This window comes from Thiomicrorhabdus sp. Milos-T2 (assembly GCF_000702325.1).
Classification (GTDB): domain Bacteria; phylum Pseudomonadota; class Gammaproteobacteria; order Thiomicrospirales; family Thiomicrospiraceae; genus Thiomicrorhabdus.
This window is the reverse complement of sequence record NZ_KL370891.1, coordinates 106,159-132,904: the sequence shown is the minus strand read 5'-3', so window position 1 is coordinate 132,904 and position 26,746 is coordinate 106,159. Positions and strand designations below refer to the sequence as shown.

The window sequence follows — 26,746 nt, the reverse complement described above, 5'->3', positions numbered from 1 at the left end:
TTGGCAAAATTTTATTGGTATTTAGTCTGGTGCAAAAAGTCTCTTAGAATAAATTTGGGAGGTTTTTATAGAGAATGAACGCCCCCATAAGCACTAAAAATACAGCAAAACCACGTTTTAATTGATGCTGATTTATTTTGCTACTAATCTTGTGACCCAACCAGCCACCAACGATACCTATAATTGAGAATAAACCAATAACATGCCAGTCTACACTTAACTGCATCTCTTGCAAAACATGCAAATATTCTAAAAAGCCTGCAAAGGATTTAAATGCAATTATCACCAAACTGGTACCTACTGCCAAGCGCATAGACAAACCGCCTAATAAAACCAGCGCTGGAATAATTAAAAAACCACCGCCAACACCTACCAGGCCTGTTATACCTCCAACAATAAATCCATCTAAGGCAATTTTGTAAATAGCACGCTCTTCTTGTTCCACCTCTGCTTCATTAAGCTTTACAGGCTTAAACATTAAATAAGAAGCTACAATCATCAGGCCTGCAAAAATTAACATTTGCAATGCATCACTCACATAATGAGCTAACCATGCACCAAATACCGCACCCGCCATGCCTGGCACGCCAAAAATAAACACGGTGCGCCATTTAACCAATTGTTGACGTGCATACGGAATTGCCGAAAAAATACTGATAATTCCCACAATAATTAAAGAACTCGCAATAGCCACTTTGGTCTCTTGCCCAACCAGATAAGTTAAAACGGGCACGGTTAAAATTGAGCCACCCGATCCTAATAGACCAAGGGTTAATCCAATAAATAAAGCTCCGATCCAAGCTAATATCATCTACATTTCCTTCCTTTTAAAAACACACCCGATTCAATGTGATGGGTATAGGGAAATTGGTCAAACAGAGCCGTTTCAACAATATCATGAGTTTTCTGAATAGAGGCTAAATCGACTGCCAAAGTTTCTGGATTGCAAGAGATGTAAATGATACGTTCAAACTCAGTAACCATTTTGCGCGTTAAATCATCTAAACCAGAGCGCGGCGGATCAACAAAAATGGTTTTAAAATCGTACTCTTTCAATCCTACATTTTTTAATCTAAAAAACTCTTGGCCTTGCAAGGCGGCACTAATCTCTTCAGCAGCCATTTTAATCACTGTAACATTATCCACCTGATTAGCCGCTATATTGTATTGTGCCGAAGCCACTGAGGTTTTCGATATTTCTGTCGCTAATACTCGATTGTAATGCTCTGCTAAAGCAATTGAAAAATGTCCATTTCCACAATAAAGTTCAATTAAATCACCTTGTGCATCCTCTGACATTTTGCGCGCCCAATGCAACATATTCTGAGCCATTTTGGCATTAGGTTGAGTAAAACTATTCTCTATTTGTTGGTAAATAAACGGCTTACCATCCACTTGCAACTCTTCGACCACAAAGTCTTCATCTAACAAAACCTTTTGCTTACGTGCTCGACCAATTATATGCGTTATGGGTAAACCGGCTTTAAGTGAATTTGCGGCATTTAACCAGGCCTGGTCATCTTTAATAGACTTACGATAAATTAACGTCACTAACATTTGTCCACTTAACGTCGCTAAAAAATCAACCTGAAATAGTCTTTCACGCAAAATAGGTTCTTTGCAAATTTCGGTCATCAATTTAGGCATTAAATCCGCAATCGATTCTATTGCCATTGGGCACTCTTTAATGGCGACTTTTTCTTTAGTTTCTTGGTCAAACATAATGTAGTCAGACTCATCACCTTCATGCCAAATTCTAAATTCAGCACGAGCACGGTAATGAGTAGGACTAGACGCAAACACAGTTTGTGTTTTATTCAACGCCGATTGCGGGAGAAGTTGATTCAGTCTAACCACTTTATCGGCTAATTGACTATCGTATTGTTCAGGAAAAACTTGGCAGAGCATATTTATAAGCTTTTTGTGTTTGCGAAACCTCTACACTCAAGTAAAGGTCTCAGTCTAATAAAAAGCCATATTATAGTTGATTCATGACAAGGAGATGAATGTTGTTATTGTGTTGTTATTTAGTTTTTCTTTTGCGGTTTTTTATACAACAAAATGGATGCCTAAAAATTCCCTAGAAATTGTAACCGACACCTAAATTTAACGTTGTTGAAGAGGCGCTCATATTGGCTGATTCAATATTAAAATTATAACCAGACAAATCAACATTGAGGTTATCCATATTTAATTCCGCGTAATTAACTGCCAAAGTAAAATACAAACTAGGTTCAATTGTCATAAATCCAAGGTCTTTTTTAATGGTAATGGGTTGGTAACGCATACCCAGTTCGTAAGAAAAATAATCACCTGATATATTCGTCGCAATTCTAAGCGTATCGTTTTTTACATCAACACGCTGAGTTGCATAACTCACTTCACCATAAACTGAAGCTAAGCGATTTAAACTTTTACCAAACACGATTTTAGGGCCAATTTTATAACCTGTTAACTCGGTTTTAGAGGCAAAAAAGTCTACTGATTGCGATGAACCTGATGGCAAACTTGGGTAACTGTTTGCAGGCTCACCCGATGAATCCCCAGTATTATCTATATACGGAGCCGCAATACCCAATGAAAGCCCAACACCAAAATAATCAAAAGGCCCTTTTTTAAAGACGTCATACCCTAAGGTAATTTGTCCATCAAAACCTTGCCAATCATAATTTGTATTAGGTAGTTCAACCGTACCTCCACCTAGAGTAGTCAAACTATTACTTTCATTGCTAAACTGTCCAGAGTGATAGGTGCTTATACTGTAATTATAAAAAACATTACTCTCTAATAAATTAGCGTGTTGCTCTCGATTCGTAAAGACTTGAACAGAAGAATCCACTTGAGATTCAAGCCCAAAGATTCCACCTTTTAAACTCATCGTACCTGAACCGATTTGAAATTCTGAAGCGTGCACATTTTGTACAGAAAACGTAAAAATAAGACTTGTAAAAACCGCTATCTTTGACAAAAAAGCTGAAGTTTTTATGTTTAAAGTTTCTTTCAGTGAAGGTAAAAAAGCCATTTCAATTCCATTTGCTATTAAGAGAAGAGCAGGAATTATAAGCTCCAAAACCATTTTTGACTAATTAATTTTGCAAATCAAACACGATAAGTAGCCATCACTGAATTAGCTAAAAAATGCCAACAAACCATAAAGTTAGCTCTATTTAACCCTAAAATAAGCAAGTGATTAACCTATAAGTTTAATCAAGCAAAATTTAGAGCTTAACCACTAAATCGGTTAGAATAACGGATTAATTTTTTGGCACAGCAAAACGGCACCTTTATGACAACTCGTACACAACGCATTCAAACTCTTCGTAACCTCCTTAAAGAACGTGTCGTCGTTCTTGATGGGGCAATGGGGACGATGATTCAGAACCTAAATCTGACAGAAGAGGATTTTCGTGGCGAGCGTTTTGCCGATTATCATATGGATATCAAGGGCAATAACGACATCCTGGCGATGACCAAACCGGATGTGATTCGTGATATTCATCTAGAGTTTTTACGAAAAGGTGCGGATATCCTTGAGACTAACTCATTTAACGCTACCACCATTGCCCAAGCCGATTACGATATGCAAGAGCATGTCACAGAGCTTAACATTGCGGCCGCCAAAGTGGCACGTGAAGCCTGCGATATTGCCGAAGCCGAAGATGGTAAACCTCGCTTTGTCACTGGTGTTCTTGGGCCAACAAATCGCACCGCCTCTATCTCTCCTGATGTTAACGACCCTGGTTACCGTAACACCTCATTTGATGAACTCGTTATTGCCTACAAACAAGCCACTCACGCACTTTTAGAAGGTGGCGTGGACACCATTCTAATTGAAACCATCTTTGATACGCTAAATGCCAAAGCGGCCATTTTTGCGGTAAAAGAAGTGCAAGATGAAGTGGGTTATGAAGTCCCCATTCAGCTTTCTGGCACCATTACCGATGCTTCTGGCCGAACGTTATCGGGTCAAACGACCGAAGCCTTTTACAATGCCGTTGCCCATGCAGAACCTTTATCAATCGGTTTAAACTGTGCATTGGGGCCAGAAGAGTTACGCCCTTATGTGCAAGAACTTAGCCGTGTGTGTGAAACCTATGTTTCTATTCACCCCAATGCAGGCCTGCCTAATGAGTTTGGGGAATACGATGAAACGCCAGAGCAAATGGCGGAAGAAATCGCTGTTTGGGCTGAACGTGGTTGGATTAATATTATTGGTGGCTGTTGTGGAACCACGCCAGACCATGTGCAAGCCATGGCAGAGGCGGCCTTAAAACACCCTGCCCGCGCACTTCCAGAAGTAAAACCGGCTTGTCGCTTATCCGGTCTAGAACCATTAAACATCGATGAAGAAACCCTGTTTGTAAACGTCGGTGAGCGTAATAATGTCACCGGTTCTGCCCTGTTCAAACGCCTAATCATCGAAGAAAACTACGACGATGCAATCAACATCGCCGTGAAACAAGTCGAAGATGGCGCGCAGATTATCGACGTCAATATGGATGAAGGCATGTTAGATGCCAAGGCATGCATGGTACGCTTCTTAAATCTATTGGCCTCTGAACCCGAAGCGTCTCGTGTCCCAATCATGATTGACTCTTCCAAATTTGAGGTTATTGAAGCGGGCTTAAAATGTATTCAAGGTAAAGGGGTCGTTAACTCCATCTCGCTTAAAGAGGGAGAAGAAGCCTTTATTAAAAACGCCACCTTGGTTAAAAAATATGGCGCTGCGGCGATTGTGATGGCGTTTGATGAAGATGGTCAGGCCGATACTCTAGAACGCAAAATCGAAATCTGTCAGCGTTCTTATGAAGTACTAACTGAAAAAGTGGGCTTTTTACAACAAGACATTATTTTTGACCCAAACATTTTTGCGGTTGCGACGGGGATTGAAGAGCACAACAACTACGGCCTAGACTTTATCAATGCCGTCACTTGGATTAAAGCCAACTTACCTCACGCCAAAATCTCAGGTGGAGTGTCTAACGTCTCCTTCTCTTTCCGTGGCAACAACCCAGTACGAGAAGCGATTCACTCTGTGTTCTTGTATTACGCCATTAAAGAAGGCATGGACATGGGAATCGTCAACGCTGGGCAAATGGCCATTTACGATGACCTGCCCGAAAAACTTCGCTTAGCCGTGGAAGACGTTATTTTAAATAAGGATTCCGAAGCCGGTGAACGTCTATTAGAAGTGGCGGCTGAGTTTTTAGGGGATGGCTCAGCCGCCTCTAAAGAAGCCGATTTAAGTTGGCGTGAAACCACGGTTGAAAAACGCCTAGAGCACTCTCTGGTAAAGGGGATTACCGACTTTATCGAAGACGATACCGAAGAAGCTCGCGTTAAATTAGGGGCGCCCATCAATGTCATTGAAGGCCCGCTGATGGATGGCATGAACGTGGTCGGAGACTTATTCGGTTCGGGTAAAATGTTCTTACCGCAAGTGGTTAAGTCAGCACGAGTAATGAAACGTGCCGTTGCCTATCTTGACCCCTTCCTCGCCGCAGAAAAATCTTCTGGCCGCGTGCAAGGTAAAATTGTGATAGCAACCGTAAAAGGTGACGTACACGACATAGGTAAAAACATTGTCGGCGTGGTTTTACAGTGTAATAACTTTGAAGTGGTTGACCTTGGCGTCATGGTGCCCGCTGAAAAAATCTTAGACACCGCCATTGCCGAAGGCGCTAATGTTATTGGACTTTCAGGGTTAATCACCCCCTCTCTTGAAGAGATGGTGAATGTCGCCAAATTAATGAAAGAACGCAATTTAGATTTACCGCTTCTGATTGGTGGCGCCACCACCTCCAAAGCGCATACCGCAGTTAAGATTGAACCTCAATATAAGCACCCTGTTGTCTATGTTAAAGATGCTTCTCGTGCAGTCGGTGTGGCGCAAAGTTTAATCTCAGCCGATTTAAAAGGCGACTTTGCCGATAAAGTTCGTGCCGAATATGAAACGGTTCGTGAAGAGCGTAAAGCGCGTGCCAAAGAAGTTCGCCGCATCCCAATTAACAAAGCGCGTGAGAACCCATCATTAACCGACCAGGCCTGGGAAAATTACACCCCAGTTAAACCCAAGTTTTTAGGCACCAAAGTTTTAGAAGACTTTCCGCTTGAAACCCTCGTTGAAAAATTTGATTGGTCACCTTTCTTCCAATCTTGGGAACTGCATGGTCTTTTCCCACGAATTTTAGAAGATAAAGTGGTTGGTGAAGAAGCCAAGAAAGTCTATGCTGATGCGCAAGCCATGCTCAAACAGATTGTTGAAGAAAAATGGTTAACCGCCAAAGCGGTCTATGGTTTCTATCCTGCAAACCGCGTGGGGGACGACATTGAAGTCTATGCGGATGAAACGCGTTCAGAAGTCATTCACACCTTCCACCATATTCGCCAGCAAGCGGAGAAAAAACGTGGCGGTGCGAATAACTGCCTGTCTGATTTTATTGCCTCAAAAGAATCGGGGATTGCAGATTACATCGGATTCTTTGCGGTCACCGCAGGAATTGGGATTGACGAACACACCGACCGTTTTGAAGCCAATCATGATGACTACAAATCTATTATGCTTAAAGCACTGGCTGACCGTTTTGCCGAAGCCTTTGCTGAAACTTTGCATGAGATTGTGCGTAAAGAAGATTGGGGTTATGCACCAGATGAAGCCTTAGAGAACGAAGACCTCATTAAAGAACGTTACCAAGGCATTCGCCCTGCCGCGGGTTACCCTGCCTGCCCAGACCATACTGAGAAAGGCACACTTTGGGAACTCTTAAAACCCGATGAAAAAATTGGATTAGAGATTACCAGCAGCTATGCAATGTATCCCACTGCGGCGGTTTCAGGCACCTACTTCGCTCACCCAGAATCCCGCTACTTTGGTGTGGGGTCAGTCGGTCGAGATCAAGTAGAAGACTATGCACAACGTAAAGGCTGGAGCATTGAAGAAACCGAAAAATGGTTAGCACCTAACCTAGGTTACGACCCAGAAGATTTTTCGCAGTAATTTACTAAAATAAAAAGCTGCTTTATAGTGGCTTTTATACATAAAACTTTATATTCAATGAAAATCACAGCTATAGATGATCATCCTGAATTGTAAATTCTTCAAAATAGTTATATACATATTCATACTTCTTGATATGTTCAATCCACTTTAACATTTTCGCTTCTGTGTATTCGCCAGACTTTGCTTCACCAGCAGGCTTTTTCAAGACATTAAGAAGCCTCACATCACCGGCATTATCTTTATCAATGACGTACTTATTAAAATCATTAATTGCCCCTTCATAATTTAAGTTATCCGATATGTTAGTTAAAAAACTTAAATCACTTTTTGTATTCACATTTGACTTTAAATACTGGACAGGATTGTCACAGGGCATAATATTGTTATCAGAATTAACACCATTAAAGCTAATATCTGAAACATCACAAAAAAACTTACTTCCGCCTAAACAGCAACCTGAAAACTTTAGCTGAAAGCTCCCAACTCCAGAAAAATCTGAGCCAGACAGATTGCAACCAATAAAGTCGCAATTCATAAAAGCAGCCCCGATAAATTTAGCTCCTACTAGATGAGCACCTAAAAAGTCAACCGAATATAGATAACAAGCAGTAAAGTTAGCTCCTACTAAATTTGCTCCTGTAAAATCATTGCGATAAAAACGGGATCCTTGAAAATAAGTCAAAGTCAAATCAGTGCTAATAAAATTAGTTAACCTAAGATCTGATTGCTGCATTCTAGTTTTGCGCAATTTTGCACCTTGAAGGTTTGCATCCCACAAGTTTGCTTTTTGAATAAACGAATAGCTTAAATTAGCCCCCTGCAACTTAGAGGCACTAAGGTCAATTCCCTCACCAGAAAATTTGATTAAATATTTTTGACTTAAATCTACTCCGACGAGGCTTATTCCCTTAGTCGAATAATCATGGTTAATTAATAATGAAAACCACTCTTCTGAAGCAATCTGGTTAACCTGCTTTACCAAACTAACTTCATTGATGGCACTTTGGATATTTTCATAAATCAATGGTCTTCTTTCTAATTCTAATTTTTCGAAAATTTTTCGGTGTTCAGTTTTCAAAACACTTATAAAAATCTCATAAGCGCTTCGCTTGAAGTTCTCTCCAAACTCACCCCTCAAATACGGTCTTAATGAGTGTAAAGCTGACACTTGAAGTGTTTCGGCATGCTTCAGTTGTTTACCGTTAGAATCGAAACCACTTTCTATATTGCCAGTAGCCCACTTTTGCAATTTTTGAAACTCTTTAAGAGTTACATCATGATGATGCCTTTCTAGTTCACTTAATTTATTTTGGTCTCTAAAATACCAAATAACTAGACCAACAGGCGCGCCAACCAGCAATGCAATGACAGGTGAAAAAGCTCTATCATCAAAATCATTTGGTACCAATAACCAAATAATCAATAAAACAATAAATGCAATAAAACCTGAAACTACAATCCAACGAATTCGAATTTTGCTGTCATACTTAACTGACCTTGTTGAATACTTCTCTTGCAAGGCATTAATTTTTCCTTCATGACTATCTTCAAATTCTTCTTTTTTTTCAACTTTTTTAATTTGTGTGCCTTAATTAAAAAAAATGGAGTCACCTCTGTATTCAAAACCCATGCTAGAAAAAACAAACTAAGTAATCCAATAACAACAACCAACACAATTGCAAAAATTGTTTTTATTACGTCTTGATAATCAAAGCCAATTACGCCAAAAAGCAAAACTAAAGCTGCAAATATACCTATCTTTACCAGAGCCACTTAATTACCTTTTTGCAAAAAAAATACAAAAAACATTTTAGCAGTAAATTTTTGTATATTATTATGTTCATGAGGATTTATATAAAAACAATTAATTTCAAAGTAAATTAAATGAACTACCTAGGTTGAGAAGCCTTTTTGTTATTTATATACCTTTAGGTTTGCTTTTAGGCTTCCCCTTACCTTATTGCTTACCCAATAAGGTAAGCCAACTAGGGCACCCCGTTCCATAAATTGGCAAGTTCTAAAACTCATTCACTGAAAACGCTGAACTCGCTTCGCAAGCTACGCTCTAACAGCAGCGTTTTTTAATCGTTCACTTCGTTAAGACCTTTGCACAATTTATTCCAAGGGGAGTTTTGGCGTTTGTGGTTTTCTTCAACTATTAAAAAGACAACCGACCAGGCCTGGTCAAATAATTTAGCACAAGCTATCGAAGAACTCTAAATACGGAATTAACGTAAAAAACCTCCCTCTGTAAGAAATCGCTCTTTTACTTAGTGAAGGCTGCGGTTAAAAGTTTGTGCTGTTTGATTACCCCAAGGGCATTTCCTGAGGGCACGAGCGAGTTTTGAAATCTTAGCTAGCAAACTTAGTGAAATAGATTGTGTCTTTAGGGTTTGCCCTAAGGGCAATTCTTTCAGGGCGCGTATTGGTTATTTTTTGTCGAACAGCAAAAAAAGAACTCGGCTGAAGAGACGAGAAAAGGTGACGGGAAGCCAGTGCCATGAGATTAAAGACCTATAAATATCAAAAAGGCTTCTCAATAATTATGAAAATCAACTTATTTAGGGTTTTACCAGGCCTGGTAGAATTCTAAAGCCCGAACTAAATATTAAGAATTAAGCAGTAGTATTAATGTTATTGCCTAAATTAGCCGGTAATCCTTGGGTACTTGGTAGCTGTGGTAAAGAATCAATTAGCGTCATCGCATTTTGAGATTGCGTATCTAAGGCTTTTTTAAACATGGAAACATTCACTTGGTTTTGTGCATAAACTTCTTGTTGAGCCAAAGCCGCGCTAACCATTGCTCCTGCGGAAACATTTGAAATATCCATTGCTTTTCCCTCTTAATTAAACCTATCGTTATAGTAAGTTATCGACCGGTTTCTAAATTCTTTAGCAGAAATATAAAATAGATTTATTCTAACTAACCAGGCCTGGTCTAAACTATTACCATTAACACTATTAGAGACCTTTGCACGAGAATATGCACGAGTAAAAATGGTTCTAGGTGCCCCTTGAGGGTAAAAATTCACCTGATTTTTGTTGTACCCCAAGGGCACTTCCGTTGGGCGACAACTTGCTAATAGCTAGCTATTCCCTGCACTTTCCGCCGCAAACGAAGAACTCGACGCCCGAAGGGGTAAGTCGAGAATCAGGCAAATTTTTTACCCTCAAGGGGTACTCACGCCTATTTTTCTTTCGCACCTATCTCGTGTTTATGCCCTTGGGTGCTAAGGTCTCTATTAGATAAAACGAGGTGAACGTCATGCTAGACACTAAAAATATTCAATGCCCTTATTGCTCGGAAACCATTGAGTTGGTAATTGATCCTTCAGAACCACACCAGGAATATATTGAAGACTGTTTTGTGTGCTGTCGACCTATTCATTTAATTGTGGATATCGACTCTAATAATACCAATATTCAAGCACTCAGCGAAGATGATGACTATTACTAAACTGATGCAAAAAAACCTTCTCTTTAAAACAACCAGGCCTGGTTAAATAAGTCTTACTTATCGACCTAATAAAAACCCTGTTTTGACTCATTAAGCAAAACATTTAACAATACCAGCATTATTGATTTTATTAGGACTTACTGTAATGGAAATTTCAGTGTGGAGTGGATGGTTAGCTGGACTCGCTATTGGCTTATTTGTAATTTTACATTTTTGGTTAATTGGTAAACCCGCTGGTTGCTCTACAGGGTATGGCAATGTTTGTGGCTACATCTGTAAAAAGATGAGTTTCTACCGCCAAGGTGAATATAGCCAACGCAACAATACAAAATTATGGTTTTTAATTGGCATCCCTATTGGTGGCTTGTTAAGTGCATTGAGCTCGCCAGAACCTTGGCATTGGAGTTTTGACATGGGAATGTATGAAGAAATTTTACCCCAATCCGATGCTGCTAAAGCGATTTGGTTAATTTTTGGAGGCATGCTATTAGGTTTTGGTGCTCGCTTAGCCGGAGCTTGCACTACGGGCCATGCATTAGTGGGCGGTGCCATGATGAACCCTCCTAGCTTATTAGCCGGTGCGGTATTTTTTATGAGTGCCTTTTTAATGACTCAACTCCTATTTAACTTTTAAAAGAACAATTATGAATCACGAATCTAAAAACGAACCGCATAATACTCATAATAACTCACATAATAAGCCGTTTATTGAGAGTGCAAAGTTGACCGTTATCTCTTTTGTTTACGCTTATCGTGCCAATATTTTAGGCCTTTTAATGGGAGCTACTTTTGGTTTTTTAATGAGCCACGCAGGCGCTACCACTTTTGACTATCACGCTAAAATGTTTCTTTTTATTGATTTTCAGCTTATGAAAGTAATTGGTACGGCGGTTATGGTTTCGATGATTGGCGTATATTTAATGAAAAAATATCACGTACTTGCGGTTACTACTGGGATGGAAGTCGACTTTGTTAAAAAACCTTACCAAAAAGGCTTAGTAACGGGTGCGTTTTTATTTGGAATTGGCTGGGCAATGACCGCAGCATGCCCCGGCACAGTACCGGCAATGCTAGGTGAAGGGAAAATTAGTGCTATATTTACCTTAGCGGGTTTACTCTTAGGCACAATGGCTTATGGTGTTTTACAAACCTATATCGCCAACAATGGCAACTATGCAGACGCCTTTAAAAGTTAGCACCTTAGCTTGAAGACACCTTTGCTTGAGGTGCTTACACAAACTAAAACACTTAAAACCGCCTGATTACTGTTGCACCTCAAAAGCACTTCAGTTGGGCGACAACTTGCCAACATCTTGCCAATATCCTGCCAATAACTTGTTCATAACTCGCTATTAGCGGCGTTTCTCGCCTAAATCAGATAATTTTCACCACATTTTCTTTCGCTCCCCTCTCACGCAAAGATATCTTGCTGAAATGATTACTGAAAGAAAAATCATCAATTTTCTATAAATTCCGTTTAATTTCATTATAATACCTTCTTTTAAAATTCTTAAGCCCTACGCAATCCTATTAAATCTTATCTGGATTATCTAAGTCTTAGAAACCACTAGTAAAATAGAGAGCCTCTTGATGACAACTCAGCATATTCGCAATATCGCAATTATTGCCCACGTTGACCACGGTAAAACAACCTTGGTAGACCAACTATTAAAACAATCTGGTACGTTGGATGAACGTAAAGATATGGGTGAGCGCATGATGGATTCTAACGATCTTGAAAAAGAGCGTGGAATCACTATCCTATCTAAAAACACAGCCGTTAAGTGGAATGACTATCGCATCAACATCGTAGATACTCCAGGACACGCCGACTTTGGTGGTGAAGTAGAGCGTATTTTATCGATGGTTGACTCGGTTTTACTATTAGTTGACTCAGTTGAAGGCCCTATGCCTCAAACGCGTTTTGTAACAGAAAAAGCCTTAGCTCAAGGGTTAAGACCGATTGTTGTTATCAATAAAATTGACCGCCCTGGTGCTCGTCCTGACTGGGTACTTGACCAAACATTTGATCTATTTGACCGTTTAGGCGCAACTGATGAGCAGATGGATTTTGAAGTCCTTTATGCTTCTGGATTAAATGGTTTCTCTGGTTTTGACGAAGATGTTCGTGAAGGTGACATGCAACCTATATTCCAAACCATTGTAGATAAAGTTTCTCCACCAGATGTAGACTTAGGTGGACCGTTCCAAATTCAGTGTATCTCTTTAGACTACGACACTTACAAGGGTGTTATCGGAACTGGACGAATCAAACGCGGTTCTTGCCAAGTTGGGATGCCAGTACGTATTGTTGATGCGAAAGGTAATATCCGTAACGGTAAGATGGGGGAAATCTTCGGTTACCACGGTCTTGAGCGTATTAACGTTGAAGAAGCACACGCGGGTGATATCATTGCATTCGCAGGTTTCGATCCATTAATGATTTCTGAAACAATCTGTGATCCTAACCACCCAGAAGCCTTACCTGCATTGACTATTGATGAGCCGACAGTAAGCATGACTTTCCAAGTAAACAACTCTCCTTTTGTTGGTAAAGAAGGTAAGTTATTAACTTCACGTCAAATTCGTGAACGTCTTGACAAAGAGCTACTAACTAACGTTGCTTTACGTGTTGAAGACACTGATGACGCTAACAAATTCCGTGTTTCTGGACGTGGTGAACTTCACCTTTCAGTTCTAATCGAAACGATGCGTCGTGAAGGTTTTGAAATGGGTATCTCTCGTCCGGAAGTAATCTTCCGTGAAGTTGACGGTGAAACACAAGAACCTTATGAAACTTTAACGGTTGATGTACCTGAAGATGCACAAGGAACTATTATGGAAGCATTAGGCCTTCGTAAAGGTGAAATGCAAGATATGGTTCCAGACGGACATGGTCGTGTACGTATTGATTTTATCATCCCGTCACGTGGATTAATCGGTTTCCGTACTGAGTTTATGACAGCCACTCAGGGTGAAGGTTTAATCTTCTCAAGTTTCTCTCACTACGGTCCTAAATTTGCAGGAACGGTTGGTGAAAGAACACGTGGTGTATTAATCTCTATGGAAACAGGTAAAGCACTAGCCTTCTCTTTATTTAACTTACAAGATCGTGGCCGCCTATATGTTGGTCATGGTGAAGAAGTTTATGAAGGTATGGTTATTGGACTTCACAGCCGAGCAAATGATTTAACCGTTAATCCGGTTAAAGGTAAGCAGTTAACTAACATGCGTGCATCGGGTACAGATGAAGCATTAACCTTAACGCCTCCTGTTCGTTTCTCGCTTGAACAAGCACTTGAATTCATCGATGATGATGAACTAGTTGAAGTGACTCCAGAAAGTGTACGTATTCGTAAAAAATTCCTAACTGAAAACGAACGTAAGCGTGCAGGACGTTCTAAAGGTTAATTTACATAAAATTAACACCCTAAAAAACCAGCTTTAACGCTGGTTTTTTTATCTCTAAAATAAAGCATCACAGACTATGCGAATTCAAGCTAAATCAATTGGTAAAACCCGTAAAACAAAATAATAACAGTCGAAAATAAAGTGTTAGAATTTCTACTTATAAATCTGTACTCCTAGAATAAGAACCTAATTTAGGTGAAAAAAATATGCCTACTTTTCCCCTTAAAGATAAAAAACTGGTGATTATCAATTATTTTTATTTGAGCAGATTTTCGTGCAAACCTTCATTAAATTAGCAGGAAGAATATCACTCAAATGATTTCACAATACCTATATGCCCCAATTGAACCTTACGTTCAGCATAGTCTTCAAGTTGACAGCACCCATACATTACACATTGAAGAGTGTGGTAATCCAGAGGGGATTCCTGTTCTTTTTATTCATGGTGGCCCTGGTGGAGGATATTCACCGATTCATAGGCAATTCTTTGACCCTTTGGAATATCGTATTGTTCTCTTTGATCAGCGTGGTTGTGGACGTTCTAGACCTCATGCTTGCCTAACAAACAATACCTCAGCCCACCTGATTGAGGATATTGAAAAAATCCGCCGTCACTTAGACATTGATAAATGGCTACTTTTTGGAGGTTCTTGGGGTTCAACCTTATCTCTACTTTATGCACAAACCTATCCAGAAAGAGCTTTAGGGTTAATCTTGCGCGGTATATTTTTATGCCGCGAACAAGATGTTAACTGGTTTTATCAAGAAGGGGCTAGCCGTTTTTACCCGGAATATTGGAAAGACTTTATTGCGCCAGTAGAGCCTGAAAATCGTCACAATATGATTGATGCTTACCATGATTTACTAACCAGTCATAACGAAGTGGCTCGAATGAAAGCGGCTGAGGCTTGGTCTATTTGGGAAGGAAGAACCTCCAACCTAGAAACTGATCAAAATACCGTAAACCATTTTGGCGATCCTTTTCATGCTTTGGCTATGGCAAGAATTGAATGCCACTACTTCCAGCATCAAGCTTTTATTGAAAAAGATCAAATCATTAACGATGCTAAAAACATTAAACAACTGCCTATTACCATAATTCATGGTCGCTACGACATGGTTTGCCCAGTAAATCAGGCGTTTGAGTTACACGAAGTATTGCCAAATTCTAAACTCATCATCTGCAATCACTCAGGGCACTCAGCCATGGAAGCTGAAATCACTAAAGCGCTGGTGGCTGAAACTGATTTATTTGCGGAACAATAAATTTACATGATTTGTTTAATTCAAAGAGTAACTCAAGCGAAGGTAGAGGTAAATAGCAAAGCCATTGCCATAATAGGACCAGGCCTGGTAGTTTTAACAGCATTTCAGCCAAATGACAATTTGACGTCAATCCAGAAAATGGCTCATAAGTTATTAAACTATCGAGTATTTGCGGATGAAAATGACAAAATGAATTTAAACATTCAACAAGCTAATGGCCAATTATTACTTGTACCACAATTTACACTTGCTGCAACGACTCAAAGCGGCTTAAGGCCAAGCTTCTCTTCTGCTGCAGCGCCTGACATTGCTGAAAATCTATTTGGAGAGTTTGTAAAAACATGCACTCAGAATTATGCATTGGTTAAAACAGGTAAATTTGGTGCTGACATGCAGGTTTCGTTAACTAATAATGGGCCAGTTACCTTTTGGCTTGAAACTTGATTGGTATTAGGTGTAAAAGCTTAGATTTAACCAGAAAGTACAGCGATTGAGAAGCCTTTAAAATATTAGCCTTTGCCTTAAATATTGTCATTCAGGCTTCCCGTTACTTTTTGCAATTTGGCAAAAAAGTAACCAAAAAACAAACCCCGCTCCATAAATGGGCAAGTTCTAAGCTTGTGAACTGAAAACGCTGAACTCGCTACGCTCAAACAGCAGCGTTTTTTTACCGTTCACTACGCTAAGAACCTTGCACCATTTATTACAAGGGGACTTAAGGCGTTTATCCAAGCTTCTATATAAGCATCAGAAAAGTGGAAAATAACTCAAATCTGATAATGAATTTTTATCAAGTTAGGTTAGTAATTAACTGCTGTCTTGTCAGGTTAAGTTTAATTTTTAAAATTAGATGACTCGACAAAAATTAACTTAAAACAAGCTTTACTTGATTATTACTTTATTGCTTGGATTATTTATTTTAATTATCACAATAAGCCGCTACACTATTAAACATTGCCTTAATTTTGATATTCTGTTTATGCTTTCTACAAGTCCAAAGCCAACACGTATTCTACTAATCGAAGATGACCCGGTTACTCGATTAAAGGTTTCTAAAGTGCTTCAGCATTATGGTTATGAACTGATTGAAGCTAAAAACGGTAAAGAGGGCTTTTCTCAATTTATTGAACACAAACCAACATTGGTATTAGTTGATGCCATGATGCCTGAAATGAATGGTTATGAAGTGATTAAAGCGATACGTAACTATGAGCTTGATCACTCTATACCTATTTTAATGTTCACATCACTGGAAGATACAGAGTCCATTGAATTGGCGTTTGAATCTGGTGCAACCGATTTCATCACCAAACCCCTTAACGGGGAGCTATTAGCCCATCGCCTTAAATATGCATTGCGCACTTCTGAAATGGAAGCAAAGCTTCGTTCAAGTCAGTCACAATTATTATTTGCCCAAAAGTTAGCTAAACTCGGTTACTGGGAATGGGATGCACTAAAGGATGAAGTGACTGGATCTGAATCAGTTTTCAATCTATTTGGTATTCCTAAACAACAAGGCATTAATTTAGACTTGTTCTTATCAAATGTACTCCCTAAAGACTTTCCCATCATTCAACAAGCCATTAATGAAGCCAATCATGGTCAATCTCACCTGCAGATAAGCTTTAGAGCTCTGCAACACAATGGCAATTTAACGCATATAGAGTGCCTGGGTGAGGTTTCATTTGATAGAGCCAATAAAGTCTCTAAAATAACAGGGTCTGCACAGGATATTAGCCGTTTACATAAAGCAGAAACGCTAATTCAATACCAAACACAACATGATAGTCTTACAGAATTACCTAATCGCTCTAGTTTTTCAACAACGGTAAATGACTATTTAACGCATCATGGCTCAGGCCGATTAAGTGCCATTATCATTTTTGATATTGATAGATTTAAGCAAATCAATGAAAACCTTGGCCAAGAACAAGGCGATGCACTCTTAATTTCTCTTGGACAAAGATTAAACAGAATTACCCGTGAAGGCGATTTTGCCGCTCGTTTAGGAAGTGATGAGTTTGCTGTACTGATTCGAAATGCTGAACATTTAGATGAACTAAACTTACTGCTTAACCGTTTTTCGCAAGATTTAAATGCTCCGTTTATGATAGATAATCAAGAGCTGTTTATTAGCTATAGCATGGGTGTATCGGTTTATCCTGATGATGCAGACGGTTTGGAAACCCTTTTAAATAATGCCAATATTGCCCGAACATCAGCCAAATCACGAGGCGGTAATCAATTTATATTTTATAGCCCAAGTCTAAATGATAATGCCCAAGACATGCTTGCTTTAGAAAACGATCTACGTAAAGCATTGCTAAATAATGAGATTGAAGTGTTCTACCAGCCTCAAGTAGATGCACAAACTTTAAAACCCATTGGTTGTGAAGCTCTCGTTCGTTGGCGTCATCAAGAGAGAGGGATTATTTCTCCAGGTATCTTTATTCCTATTGCTGAAAGCACAGGAATGATAATTGAAATAGGCCAATATGTTTTAGAGACGGCTGTTAAAGACACCCAAAACTGGCATGAAACCGGTTTTTCTAACCTAAGAATCGGTATTAACTTATCAAGCAGACAATTTAGCCAATCTAATTTAATAGAGCTGGTTCAGCATGTTATTTCTAATACCGAACTACCGCCTAAATTTATTGATTTAGAAATCACTGAAAGCCTTGCTATGAGTAATGCAGAAACTAATATTAATATATTAAATGGGCTTAAGGCTATTGGCGTTTCACTTTCTATCGATGACTTTGGTACAGGCTATTCTTCGCTAGCGTATTTACATAGTTTTCCAATCGACACCATTAAAATAGATCGTTCATTTGTTATGAACTTAGAGTCTTCTGAGGGTAAGGCTATTGCCAAAACCATATTGGCTATGGCGGATAGTTTAAAACTTGAGGTGGTAGCAGAAGGGATTGAAATTGAAGAACAGCAGCAATTTTTACAGAGTCAAAACTGCGACATACTTCAAGGTTTTAAATATGGTCAGCCGATGCCAAAAAACGAATTTACAGATTGGCTAACCAAAAATACATAACGAGACCTTTGCTCGAGCTGGGGATGTAAGAAAAAATTAAAAGAATGCTTTATATTTGGTCTAAAAAATCTGCATAATAGCCAGCTATTGGCTGGTTTTTTAGTTTTTAAGATAGAGAGTTATAGCCTTTTTATACAGTCATCGGTTCTTGCAAGAATCTCTTAACCCGAATTCTTAATGATTCAAAAGGAAATTAAACATCATGCACGTTGATATTAGCAATCTGGATATGCTTAAAGACATTATTGGTGACGAGCTTAAGGAAGTACTGAATATCTACCTCGAGTCAACGCCTGAAACGTTATTAAAACTTGAAGATGCGGTTGCGAGTAAAACCCTTGCTACGGTTCAATCCCAAGCTCACTCATTAAAAGGAAGTTCTGCTAATGTGGGTGCCAATAATTTATCCATGCTAAGTGCCGAGTTAGAACAAAACGCAAAAAATAACCACACTGACAATATGAGTGCTCTATTAATCAAAATTCAAACAGAAAACATAGCCGTAGCGCAAGCACTTAAAGACTATATCAATACATTTTAGAATATTATCTTTTAATATACTCAATCGATTCTATTGAGTATTAATGAGACCTTTACAAAAGCCAAGGTGTAAAAAAGTGAAAGTATTCTTTAGACTGACCTAAAGAATTTCAGCCTTTTTTATAAATTGAGACCTTTGCACGAGATAGGTGCGAAAGAAAAATGAGGGAAAATTTGCCTGATTTCGGCGGAAAACGCAGGGAATAGCTAGCTATTCGCAAGTTGTCGCCCAACGGAAGTGCCCTTGGGGTACAACAAGAATCGGGTGAATTTTAACCATTTTTACTCGCGCATGCTCTCGTGCAAAGGTCTCACATTCATCGACTGTTGCAAAGGCCGCATTAATCTGCATCCACAAAAGGAAAACCCAAATGCATTATCGTGTTACCGAAGATGAAAAACGTCGTGCAAAAACGCCTCACCATATATTCAATATCAACATTATCATCACACATTTATTTATGTCGATGATTGTTTTAGAAATTGGAAGCTCATTTGAATTACTGCTTATTCCACTCTTATCTAGTTTAGTTATTGGCTATCTTTACATCACCAGTAGAAAAGAAGCTAAAAAAGACACATGGTTCGTTGCTTCTCATTGGACAATGGCATGGCGACGCGGTCGTATCTTGCTTATCAGTTACGCTATTGCTATTGCAATGGTCTTGCTATATCTGTTAGTTGACATGCTGTTTCCTGGTGGATTGAGCATGAATGATTTTTCGACTGACGGAAATCAAACTAACTTAGGTGAATTGATTACATTACGTTTTGCTGCAGTGGTTATCTTTGTGGCGGTGTTAATTACTTTTATGCAAACGGGTATCTCTGTTTATGATGCGGGTAACGGTATATCTAACCCGGCTCTTGAAAAGTTTTTACCTCGTGGTGAAACGGCCAATGAAGAGCTTGGAAAAGGTGCTGATGAGTCTATCCAAAACACCGCTAATAAAACAGAAGAAAATAATTAATGAGCAGTTCAAACACCGCTAAAAAGAAAAAAACTCAACTTCCTGTTTTTTGGATTTTATTTTTCTCCAGCATCATTGGTTTTAGTTTATTACTTTTGATTCAACCTGAAAGAGAGGCAATCGATCCATCGCATCTACCCTGGAATGCGGCTTTTGATAACCAAGGTAAATTACATGCCTTAGGTTTAACCGTGCATGAATCGACGCTAAATGATGCCATGAAACTTTATGGCAAAGACGTAGAAGTCAAACTGTTTTCTAATAAAGATGAATCTAATAAGTCCTTAGAAGCTTATTTTCCTGTGATGTATATTGGTTCAATTAAAGCCGGTTTAACGCTTAAATTAGACGTTTCTGATGAACAGCTTGATCAAGCCTATACTAACGGTAAAAAAACCTCCTTAACAACATCTGGTGAGCGTGAAGTTGAACTTTACACTTCTGAGATAGCCAAGTTTTTTAATACACCTATTTCAAGCATCACATTAGTGCCTAGAAACAATTTAACTGCTCGAGCCATTGATAAACGTTTTGGTAAACCGGATGACAAAGAAGTTCAATCTGATGGATTACCACATTTGTTTTTTAATAAACTAGGATTAGAACTTATTCTTGATGAGGAAGGCCCAGAAGCCTTGCAATACACCACGGACAAAACAACTTTTTAAATTAAAGTTAGTATTTAATTCAGTTCTATTTGATTAGATAACCTACCAGACCTGGTAGGTTATTTAAAACTACTTAGACGAAGATTTGTCTAAGTCTTCTTCTTGTCTCTTTTGATTATCTTCTTGTTCAGAATTTAATTTTTTCTCTGGCTTAATCTCTTCTGGATATTCATCATCCATAAAAATTCTATTGGCTTGACCATCCATATCATCAAAATGCCCATTCTTAGCCATCCAAATAAAAACGACTACGACTAAAAACCCAAAAAACAACATCATTGGAATTAATCCGTAAATTACATCCATCTATTTATTCCTATTACATAATACTGTCAACAAATCGAGATCTTTGCTAGTGAGATGGGCTGCAAAGGTCTCTTAATGACGTTTATTAAAAAAACTACGAATACGTGCAGCATTACCAATAACTATCAAGCTGCTTAACGGCATGGTTATCGCTGCGATTAGTGGCGTTAATACGCCAGACATAGCAAGTGGTACCATTATTAAGTTATAAGTCACTGAGCTCGCAATATTTTGCTTTATTGTTCTTAACGTTTTGGCGGATAGTTCAATAGCCGTATCAACCGCTAATAATTCATTATTCATTAATACAATATCAGCACTGTCCATAGAGACATCGGTTCCTGAACCTAAGGCGATTCCTACATTTGCTCTAACTAATGCAGGGGCATCATTCACACCATCACCAACCATGGCAACCTTAACCCCTTTGGCCTGTATATCTCTTATGACTTGGTTTTTATCTTCAGGAAGCACCTCGGCAATCACTTCCATGCCGCCAATCTGTTCCGCCACTCGATTAGCAACGACATTTAAATCACCGCTTAACAAAGTGACCTTCTTGCCTTTGGCTTTTAGTCTGGATATTAGCTCAACCGCTTCTGGTCGTATTTCATCTTCTAAAAATAAAACACCTAAGACACTTCCATTTTTTGCAATCCATACAGCCGTTTGAGCCAATATTGCTTGTTGGTCTGCTTTATCCTTTAAGGTTTGTGGAATAGTGATTCCTAATTCAACTAACCAACCCGCTGTCCCTATTTGGTATAGAGCTTCATCAATAACGCCTTCAACCCCTTTACCTGAAGAGATGTTAAAGTTAGTCACTTTACTCCAGCTATTTACACCATAATCAAATTCTTGTTTAACAGAATCTACAATCGCGTTAGCTAGGCTATGCTCAGACATTGTTTCAATAGAAGCAACGTCCCTTAAAATCTGTGTTCGCTGATTTGCATCTAAATAACCCTCTTCAACCACTTTCATTTTGCCTTTAGTTAAAGTTCCCGTTTTATCAAAAACAAAATGATCAATAGAATGTAAAATTTCCAATACTGTACCGTTTTTAACTAAGATACCATTTCGTGCCGAGACCCCAGATGCAACCGCAATTGCCATAGGCGTAGCTAAACCAAATGCGCAAGGACAGGTAATAATTAACACCGCTGTTGCTGTCATAACGGCAAATTCTATGCTTTCATTAAAGAACCAATATACAAAACTAGCTAAGGCAAGTGTTATGGTTGTAGAAACAAACCAAGGCATAATCTTATCTGCTGTGCATTGAATTGGGGCTTTAGAACCTTGAGCCTCCTCTACCATATGTACAATCTTACCTAACTGGGTATCTTGTAAGATACTTCGAACCTCAATAGTTAAATGTCCATCTACATTCAAAGTACCGGCAATGACTGAATCGTTTACATGTTTATGAATCTCTTTAGATTCACCACTGAGCATAGATTCATTTACCGTACTTTCACCCAGAATAATTTTTCCATCAACAGGAATTTGTTCGCCGGGCTTTACCACAATCGTATCGCCTTTTAATAAGGTTCTAACAGGTACAACCGATTCAACACCCTCTAAGTTTTTGCGAGCGACTTTTGGCTGTAAATCCATTAATCTACGAGAGGAATCTATGGCTTTATTTTTTGAAATGGCTTCTAAATAACGACCTATGAGAAGTAAAAACATAAAATCTATTAAAGTATCAAAATAGACATCACCTGAATGGGAAGGCACAAGCGTAACCCACAATGAATAAAAATAGGTGGTCAACATACCCAAACTTATCGATACATCCATACCCACCGTTTTAGATTTTATTGCAGTCCAAGCTCCTTTTAAGAAAGGCTGTCCGGAATAGCCTAAAGCTACCGTTGCAATAATAAACTCTAACCAATGAAAGTAGTTTCTATATTCAGAATCGTCAGCCGCACCGGTATAAAGCGCAACAGAGAACCACATCACATTCATCATTGCAAAGCCAGCAAAACCTAAGCGATATAATAAATCTCGATTCGCCTTTTTATAAGCCGCCTCACTGGCAGAAGGATCATAAGGGGTAGCATCATAACCAATAGCGTTTAATTCTTTAATAATCTGAGACAGTTTAATTTTACTGTTATCCCATCGAATTTTAATCTGCTTATTGGTAAAGTTAACGCGTGCCAGTAATACTCCATCAAGTTTAGCTAAGGTATGTTCTATAAGCCATACACAAGCGGCACAATGAATTGCCTCAGACATTAGCGTTATTTCGCGACGATCAGAAAGGTTTTCTACGAATTGAGACTGAACTTCATCATAATCATAAAAGTCTATATTTTTATTGGGCGGTGGTGGCGGTGAAAGTAATTCGCCAGCAGGCGTTCTTTGATAAAAACTTTCCATCCCCGCTTCATGAATAACTTCACATACTGAAGCACAACCATTACAGCAAAAGTGTTGAGTCTCTCCCTGTATAGGCTTTAAAACTAAATCTTGTTGCGGTATTGCCTGTCCGCAATGAAAACAATTATCAGCCATATTACTCTGGATCTTGAACCATTATTGAGCGTCCAACATTGATACGAATATCACCCTTAGTGACTTCCATAATTAAATCCCATTTACCTTTGAGAGGTAACGTAATGGTTTGCTCATATTGACCCATACCATCCATTTTTTTCATTGTAATCTGGCCATCTAAGTTTCTATCAGAAGGGCGATAATAATAGAGAATGGCTTTCTCTACATCGATAGGATTTCCTTCTTTATCGACAACTGATAACTTAACTTCATCCGCTTTAGATTCTGTCAATATTGGTAAATTTACATTAAGCTGCCAGCCAATTTTTTCCATACGTTTCTGTTCCGCAAGGATTTCATCCATATGTTTACCTTGCTCATAGTAATCATCAACGACTAAACCTGGGTTTGTCACAATCGCCATACTAACCATAAAAAAGTTAACACTCAAAACGATGACAAGAATTACCACCCAAGCAATAACAAATGGGTTTTTCCAAGCGACGCTCCAATCACGAGTATCTTGCTTAGCATTACTCATTAAATTTCTCCTAAAATAACAAAAAAGCCCTATTTGGAACTTATCCAAATAGGGCTATTATAGCGGTAATCCAAACGTTAAATTAACTTACAGTATGAATAACTGATTAACGTTTTTTGGGACTAATAAAGCTCGTTGTATAGGTTGCTTTGATAGTCGGATTATTAACATCATTTACCAAAATAGTAATAGGAGTATTTGTCTCTACTAAGTTTTTCTTTGGTATCTTAACAAGTAAAGTCGTTGCTCCAACATTACCTGGCGGAACAGTAATTTCCTTGTCTGCAATAAAGGTTAACCCTTCTGGCCCCTCTACTGATATTTTGGCCAACATCACTTCATTAGATTTATTTACTACCTTGATTGTCCACTTATTCTGAATACTTCCATCACTCATTTGTACAAACAATGGAGAACGTTCATGCAGCGCTTTAAGGTCAATAGGTGACATGGTTAATAAGCCGTAAACCATCACAATTGCTGCAAAACTCATAATTGCTGTATACACAATGACACGTGGACGCTTAAATAATGGAGGCAGTTTCTGACCCGCAAATTCAGCCAGTGAGGCATAGCGAATTAAGCCTCTTGGCTTCTTAATCTTATCCATTACCGAATCACAAGCGTCAATACAAAGACCACAGGTAATACAACCAAACTGCTGTCCATGACGAATATCAACACCTGTTGGACATACTGCCACACACAAATTACAGTCAATACAATCACCTAAATCAGGCGCTTCCTCACCTGGTTTAACGCGTTTCATTCTTCCTCTAGGCTCACCACGATCTACATCATAGGTTGGTACAACCGTTTGTGTATCAATCATCGCGCCCTGAATACGTGCGTAAGGGCAAAAACCAATACATGTTTGCTCACGTAAAATACCCGCAAAAAAGAAGGTAGCCGCGGCTAATACAAGAATAACTGTGGTTTCGGTTGAACTCCATTCCAGGCTAAATAATCTAGCCCATAAATCAAAGGCATCTGTAAAATAGGCTACAAAACTAAACGATGTCATAAAGGCAATAAAAGCCCAAAGCGCAAATTTAGGTAACTTTATTTTTAGTTTTTCTAAGCTCATCTTAGAACTATCTAACTTAGTACGCTTATTAGGCTGCCCTTCAAACTTCTCTTCAATCCAGGTAAAAACATCAGTCCACACGGTATGAAAGCAAAAGTAACCGCACCAGAGCCTACCTGCAACAGCCGTTGACGCCGCTAATAGAAGTGCAAAGAATAGCAACACCATTGCTAGCATCCAAATATCTTGCGGCAATATAGTTAACCCAAAGATATGAAATTGACGATTGCCTAGATCAAATAAAAGAGCCTGATGCCCGTCCCAGCGTAAATATGGGAATACAAATAAAGCAATCCAAAAAGAAGCTGTAATCCATTTAAATGAGCGAAACTTTCCTGGCATACGTTTGGCATGAACTTTACCCCCAGTATGAACCGGCAGAATCTCAACCCCAATATTTTGTAGATTTTTATTGTCTAAGGCCATCTCATCAAGAACGGAGCCTGTTTGACCGTTATCTCTATACAAATCTTTTTTATCTGACATTTTGCTATCCTTGCGTCCCGTCGAAAGTGTGTAGCTATTCTATTAAAATTAATAAGGGTAATATAAGTAAAAATTTTTATCTATTTCCATAAACAAAAATAGGCCCTAATTAAGGACCTATTTTTGTTTACAGCAAAATTTAACTATCTTTATTCTCGTCAGATTCTAGCCCTTCAATGCCTCGAGTTGCTTTCCACGCAAAACCAACTAGTGCAGCAATAGTTAAAACAAGCGCGCCAATTGAAATCCAAAGTACGAAATCACTATTTAAATCATTCATAATTATTCTCCAAAATTGATATAAATCAAGATTTATAAAGTCCTAAAAGCAGAAAAGGAGAGCAATTGCTCTCCTTTACTGAATCAGATAAGTGAATTAGTAACCACTTACTGACCTCCACCCAAAGAGTGTACATATACTGCTAAACGCTTAATATTTACATCAGCGTTTGGTAAACGTTCATTAAATGCTGGCATGATAGCATTACGCGTACCTTCAATATACTCACCATTCTTTTTAACATTTACACCATAAGTAATAACTTTCTTGATAGCATCGCGATCCGATGAGAAACGCCATACCTGGTCAGTTAGGTTTGCCGCTCCTGCAGGAGCAAGTGGTTTACCAGCTGGACCATGGCATGCCAAGCACATACCTTTGGCAAATACTGCTTTACCTGCAGCAACAGCAGCATCACCACCCTTACCTTCTGATAACGCAACAACATAATCAGTAACATCTTCAATTTCTTGATCAGATAAATTACCCATCATCCCTTTAGCAGGCATATTACCAATACGACCATTAATTAGAGTTGCTTCAATTTGGTTGACTTTACCACCCCACAACCAATCATCATCTGCCAATACTGGAAAACCAGGGTTACCAGCACCACCAGCAGCATGACATCCTGCACAATAATCACCAAACAAAACTTTAGAAGTAGCAACAGCGTATGATTTTAGTTCTGGATCTTTCATGATGTCAGCAACAGTCATTGAAGCTAACTTCTCTTCCTTGTCTGCAAATTTAGCGACACGCCAATCTCTTAAAATCTTGTAATCTTCGTTGTACTCTTCGACAGCAGTCCAACCTGCCATACCTTGTGTATATTCACCCATCTCATCGGTTAATGGAATTGTTGGGTAATATAATGTGTAAAAAACAATCATGATGAAGCCAGCATAGAAAGATAGCATCCACCAAAGCGGTGGTGGGTTATCTAATTCACGAATATCTTCATCCCAGATATGACCAGTATTACCTTCATCTGGCCATGGATTATGATGTGCCATATTTAAATCTCCTCAAAATGACTAGTCATCATCATCCAGTATTTTGTATTTTTGTTCTTCCATCTCTTTACGCTTACTTGGACGTAGTGCCAAGTAAAACGTAATGAGCATTCCGAAAAATACCACTACTGTAATGATTAAACCAGCCCAATCC

Annotated in this window: 23 protein-coding genes; 11 read left to right on the top strand and 12 right to left on the bottom strand. The window is 38.8% G+C overall.

The window, feature by feature from the left end; all coding sequences use genetic code 11:
• Positions 1-43: 43 nt before the first annotated feature.
• From BS34_RS0100570 to BS34_RS0100560, 3 genes are all read right to left on the bottom strand, one after another.
• On the bottom strand, positions 44-811 hold the full coding sequence (locus BS34_RS0100570; protein WP_029406616.1) for a sulfite exporter TauE/SafE family protein: 768 nt from the start codon (positions 809-811) through the stop codon (positions 44-46).
• The gene (gene trmA, locus BS34_RS0100565; RefSeq protein ID WP_029406615.1) at positions 808-1,908 is read right to left on the bottom strand and encodes a tRNA (uridine(54)-C5)-methyltransferase TrmA; all 1,101 of its coding nucleotides are present in this window, start codon (positions 1,906-1,908) and stop codon (positions 808-810) included. Before trmA ends, BS34_RS0100570 begins: the two co-directional genes overlap by 4 nt.
• A 172-nt stretch (positions 1,909-2,080) precedes the next feature.
• Positions 2,081-3,022 carry a hypothetical protein gene (locus BS34_RS0100560; protein WP_029406614.1) on the bottom strand — a complete coding sequence of 314 codons (942 nt, stop codon included), beginning with the start codon at positions 3,020-3,022 and terminating at the stop codon, positions 2,081-2,083.
• Between the two features lie 264 nt (positions 3,023-3,286).
• Between BS34_RS0100560 and metH the strand changes: the two genes are divergently transcribed.
• Positions 3,287-6,997 carry a methionine synthase gene (metH, locus tag BS34_RS0100555; protein ID WP_029406613.1) on the top strand — a complete coding sequence of 1,237 codons (3,711 nt, stop codon included), beginning with the start codon at positions 3,287-3,289 and terminating at the stop codon, positions 6,995-6,997.
• A 70-nt stretch (positions 6,998-7,067) separates the two neighbouring features.
• On the opposite strand, the gene BS34_RS12420 is transcribed toward metH, so the two are convergent.
• From BS34_RS12420 to BS34_RS0100540, 3 genes are all read right to left on the bottom strand, one after another.
• The gene (locus BS34_RS12420; protein ID WP_158660950.1) at positions 7,068-8,519 is read right to left on the bottom strand and encodes a pentapeptide repeat-containing protein; all 1,452 of its coding nucleotides are present in this window, start codon (positions 8,517-8,519) and stop codon (positions 7,068-7,070) included.
• Positions 8,453-8,773, bottom strand: coding sequence for a hypothetical protein (locus BS34_RS12920; RefSeq protein ID WP_029406611.1), 321 nt, complete (start codon positions 8,771-8,773; stop codon positions 8,453-8,455). The genes BS34_RS12420 and BS34_RS12920 overlap by 67 nt, the downstream gene beginning before the upstream one ends.
• 842 nt (positions 8,774-9,615) lie before the next feature.
• On the bottom strand, positions 9,616-9,831 hold the full coding sequence (locus tag BS34_RS0100540; protein ID WP_029406610.1) for a YjfB family protein: 216 nt from the start codon (positions 9,829-9,831) through the stop codon (positions 9,616-9,618).
• A 434-nt stretch (positions 9,832-10,265) separates the two neighbouring features.
• Between BS34_RS0100540 and BS34_RS0100535 the strand changes: the two genes are divergently transcribed.
• The 10 genes from BS34_RS0100535 to BS34_RS0100490 all read left to right on the top strand — a co-directional run bounded on the left by BS34_RS0100535 (position 10,266) and on the right by BS34_RS0100490 (position 20,365).
• Positions 10,266-10,457: a CPXCG motif-containing cysteine-rich protein gene (locus BS34_RS0100535; RefSeq protein WP_029406609.1), complete on the top strand. Its 192-nt coding sequence runs from the start codon at positions 10,266-10,268 to the stop codon at positions 10,455-10,457.
• 145 nt (positions 10,458-10,602) lie between these two features.
• Positions 10,603-11,091: a YeeE/YedE family protein gene (locus BS34_RS0100530; RefSeq protein WP_029406608.1), complete on the top strand. Its 489-nt coding sequence runs from the start codon at positions 10,603-10,605 to the stop codon at positions 11,089-11,091.
• A 10-nt stretch (positions 11,092-11,101) separates the two neighbouring features.
• Positions 11,102-11,653: a DUF6691 family protein gene (locus tag BS34_RS0100525; RefSeq protein ID WP_029406607.1), complete on the top strand. Its 552-nt coding sequence runs from the start codon at positions 11,102-11,104 to the stop codon at positions 11,651-11,653.
• A 394-nt stretch (positions 11,654-12,047) separates the two neighbouring features.
• Positions 12,048-13,868, top strand: coding sequence for a translational GTPase TypA (gene typA / locus BS34_RS0100520; protein ID WP_029406606.1), 1,821 nt, complete (start codon positions 12,048-12,050; stop codon positions 13,866-13,868).
• A gap of 315 nt (positions 13,869-14,183) precedes the next feature.
• Positions 14,184-15,134 (top strand): prolyl aminopeptidase, encoded by a 951-nt coding sequence (pip, locus tag BS34_RS0100515; protein WP_029406605.1) that lies wholly within the window; start codon positions 14,184-14,186, stop codon positions 15,132-15,134.
• Positions 15,135-15,140: 6 nt separating this feature from the next.
• Positions 15,141-15,578, top strand: a complete 438-nt coding sequence (dtd, locus tag BS34_RS0100510; RefSeq protein ID WP_029406604.1) for a D-aminoacyl-tRNA deacylase — start codon at positions 15,141-15,143, stop codon at positions 15,576-15,578.
• Positions 15,579-16,113: 535 nt separating this feature from the next.
• A complete protein-coding gene (locus tag BS34_RS0100505) occupies positions 16,114-18,186 on the top strand; it encodes a two-component system response regulator (RefSeq protein WP_029406603.1) in 2,073 nt (690 codons plus the stop codon).
• Between the two features lie 202 nt (positions 18,187-18,388).
• Entirely contained in the window at positions 18,389-18,727 is a 339-nt protein-coding gene (locus BS34_RS0100500; protein WP_029406602.1) for an Hpt domain-containing protein, read from the top strand.
• 370 nt (positions 18,728-19,097) lie between these two features.
• Entirely contained in the window at positions 19,098-19,697 is a 600-nt protein-coding gene (locus BS34_RS0100495; protein ID WP_029406601.1) for a hypothetical protein, read from the top strand.
• Complete coding sequence (locus tag BS34_RS0100490; protein ID WP_029406600.1) at positions 19,697-20,365, top strand: hypothetical protein; 669 nt, start codon at positions 19,697-19,699, stop codon at positions 20,363-20,365. The genes BS34_RS0100495 and BS34_RS0100490 overlap by 1 nt, the downstream gene beginning before the upstream one ends.
• Before the next feature lie 69 nt (positions 20,366-20,434).
• Here the strand turns inward: BS34_RS0100490 and ccoS are convergent, their stop codons facing one another.
• The 6 genes from ccoS to ccoP form a co-directional block, all read right to left on the bottom strand.
• Complete coding sequence (ccoS, locus tag BS34_RS0100485) at positions 20,435-20,671, bottom strand: cbb3-type cytochrome oxidase assembly protein CcoS (RefSeq protein WP_029406599.1); 237 nt, start codon at positions 20,669-20,671, stop codon at positions 20,435-20,437.
• Between the two features lie 72 nt (positions 20,672-20,743).
• Positions 20,744-23,200, bottom strand: coding sequence for a heavy metal translocating P-type ATPase (locus BS34_RS0100480; protein ID WP_029406598.1), 2,457 nt, complete (start codon positions 23,198-23,200; stop codon positions 20,744-20,746).
• A 1-nt stretch (position 23,201) separates the two neighbouring features.
• Positions 23,202-23,723, bottom strand: coding sequence for a FixH family protein (locus BS34_RS0100475; RefSeq protein WP_029406597.1), 522 nt, complete (start codon positions 23,721-23,723; stop codon positions 23,202-23,204).
• 106 nt (positions 23,724-23,829) lie between these two features.
• Positions 23,830-25,296 carry a cytochrome c oxidase accessory protein CcoG gene (ccoG, locus tag BS34_RS0100470; protein WP_029406596.1) on the bottom strand — a complete coding sequence of 489 codons (1,467 nt, stop codon included), beginning with the start codon at positions 25,294-25,296 and terminating at the stop codon, positions 23,830-23,832.
• A gap of 139 nt (positions 25,297-25,435) precedes the next feature.
• Complete coding sequence (locus BS34_RS13035; protein ID WP_199774070.1) at positions 25,436-25,576, bottom strand: hypothetical protein; 141 nt, start codon at positions 25,574-25,576, stop codon at positions 25,436-25,438.
• Between the two features lie 107 nt (positions 25,577-25,683).
• Positions 25,684-26,592, bottom strand: coding sequence for a cytochrome-c oxidase, cbb3-type subunit III (ccoP, locus tag BS34_RS0100460; RefSeq protein ID WP_029406595.1), 909 nt, complete (start codon positions 26,590-26,592; stop codon positions 25,684-25,686).
• Positions 26,593-26,746 lie beyond the last annotated feature (154 nt).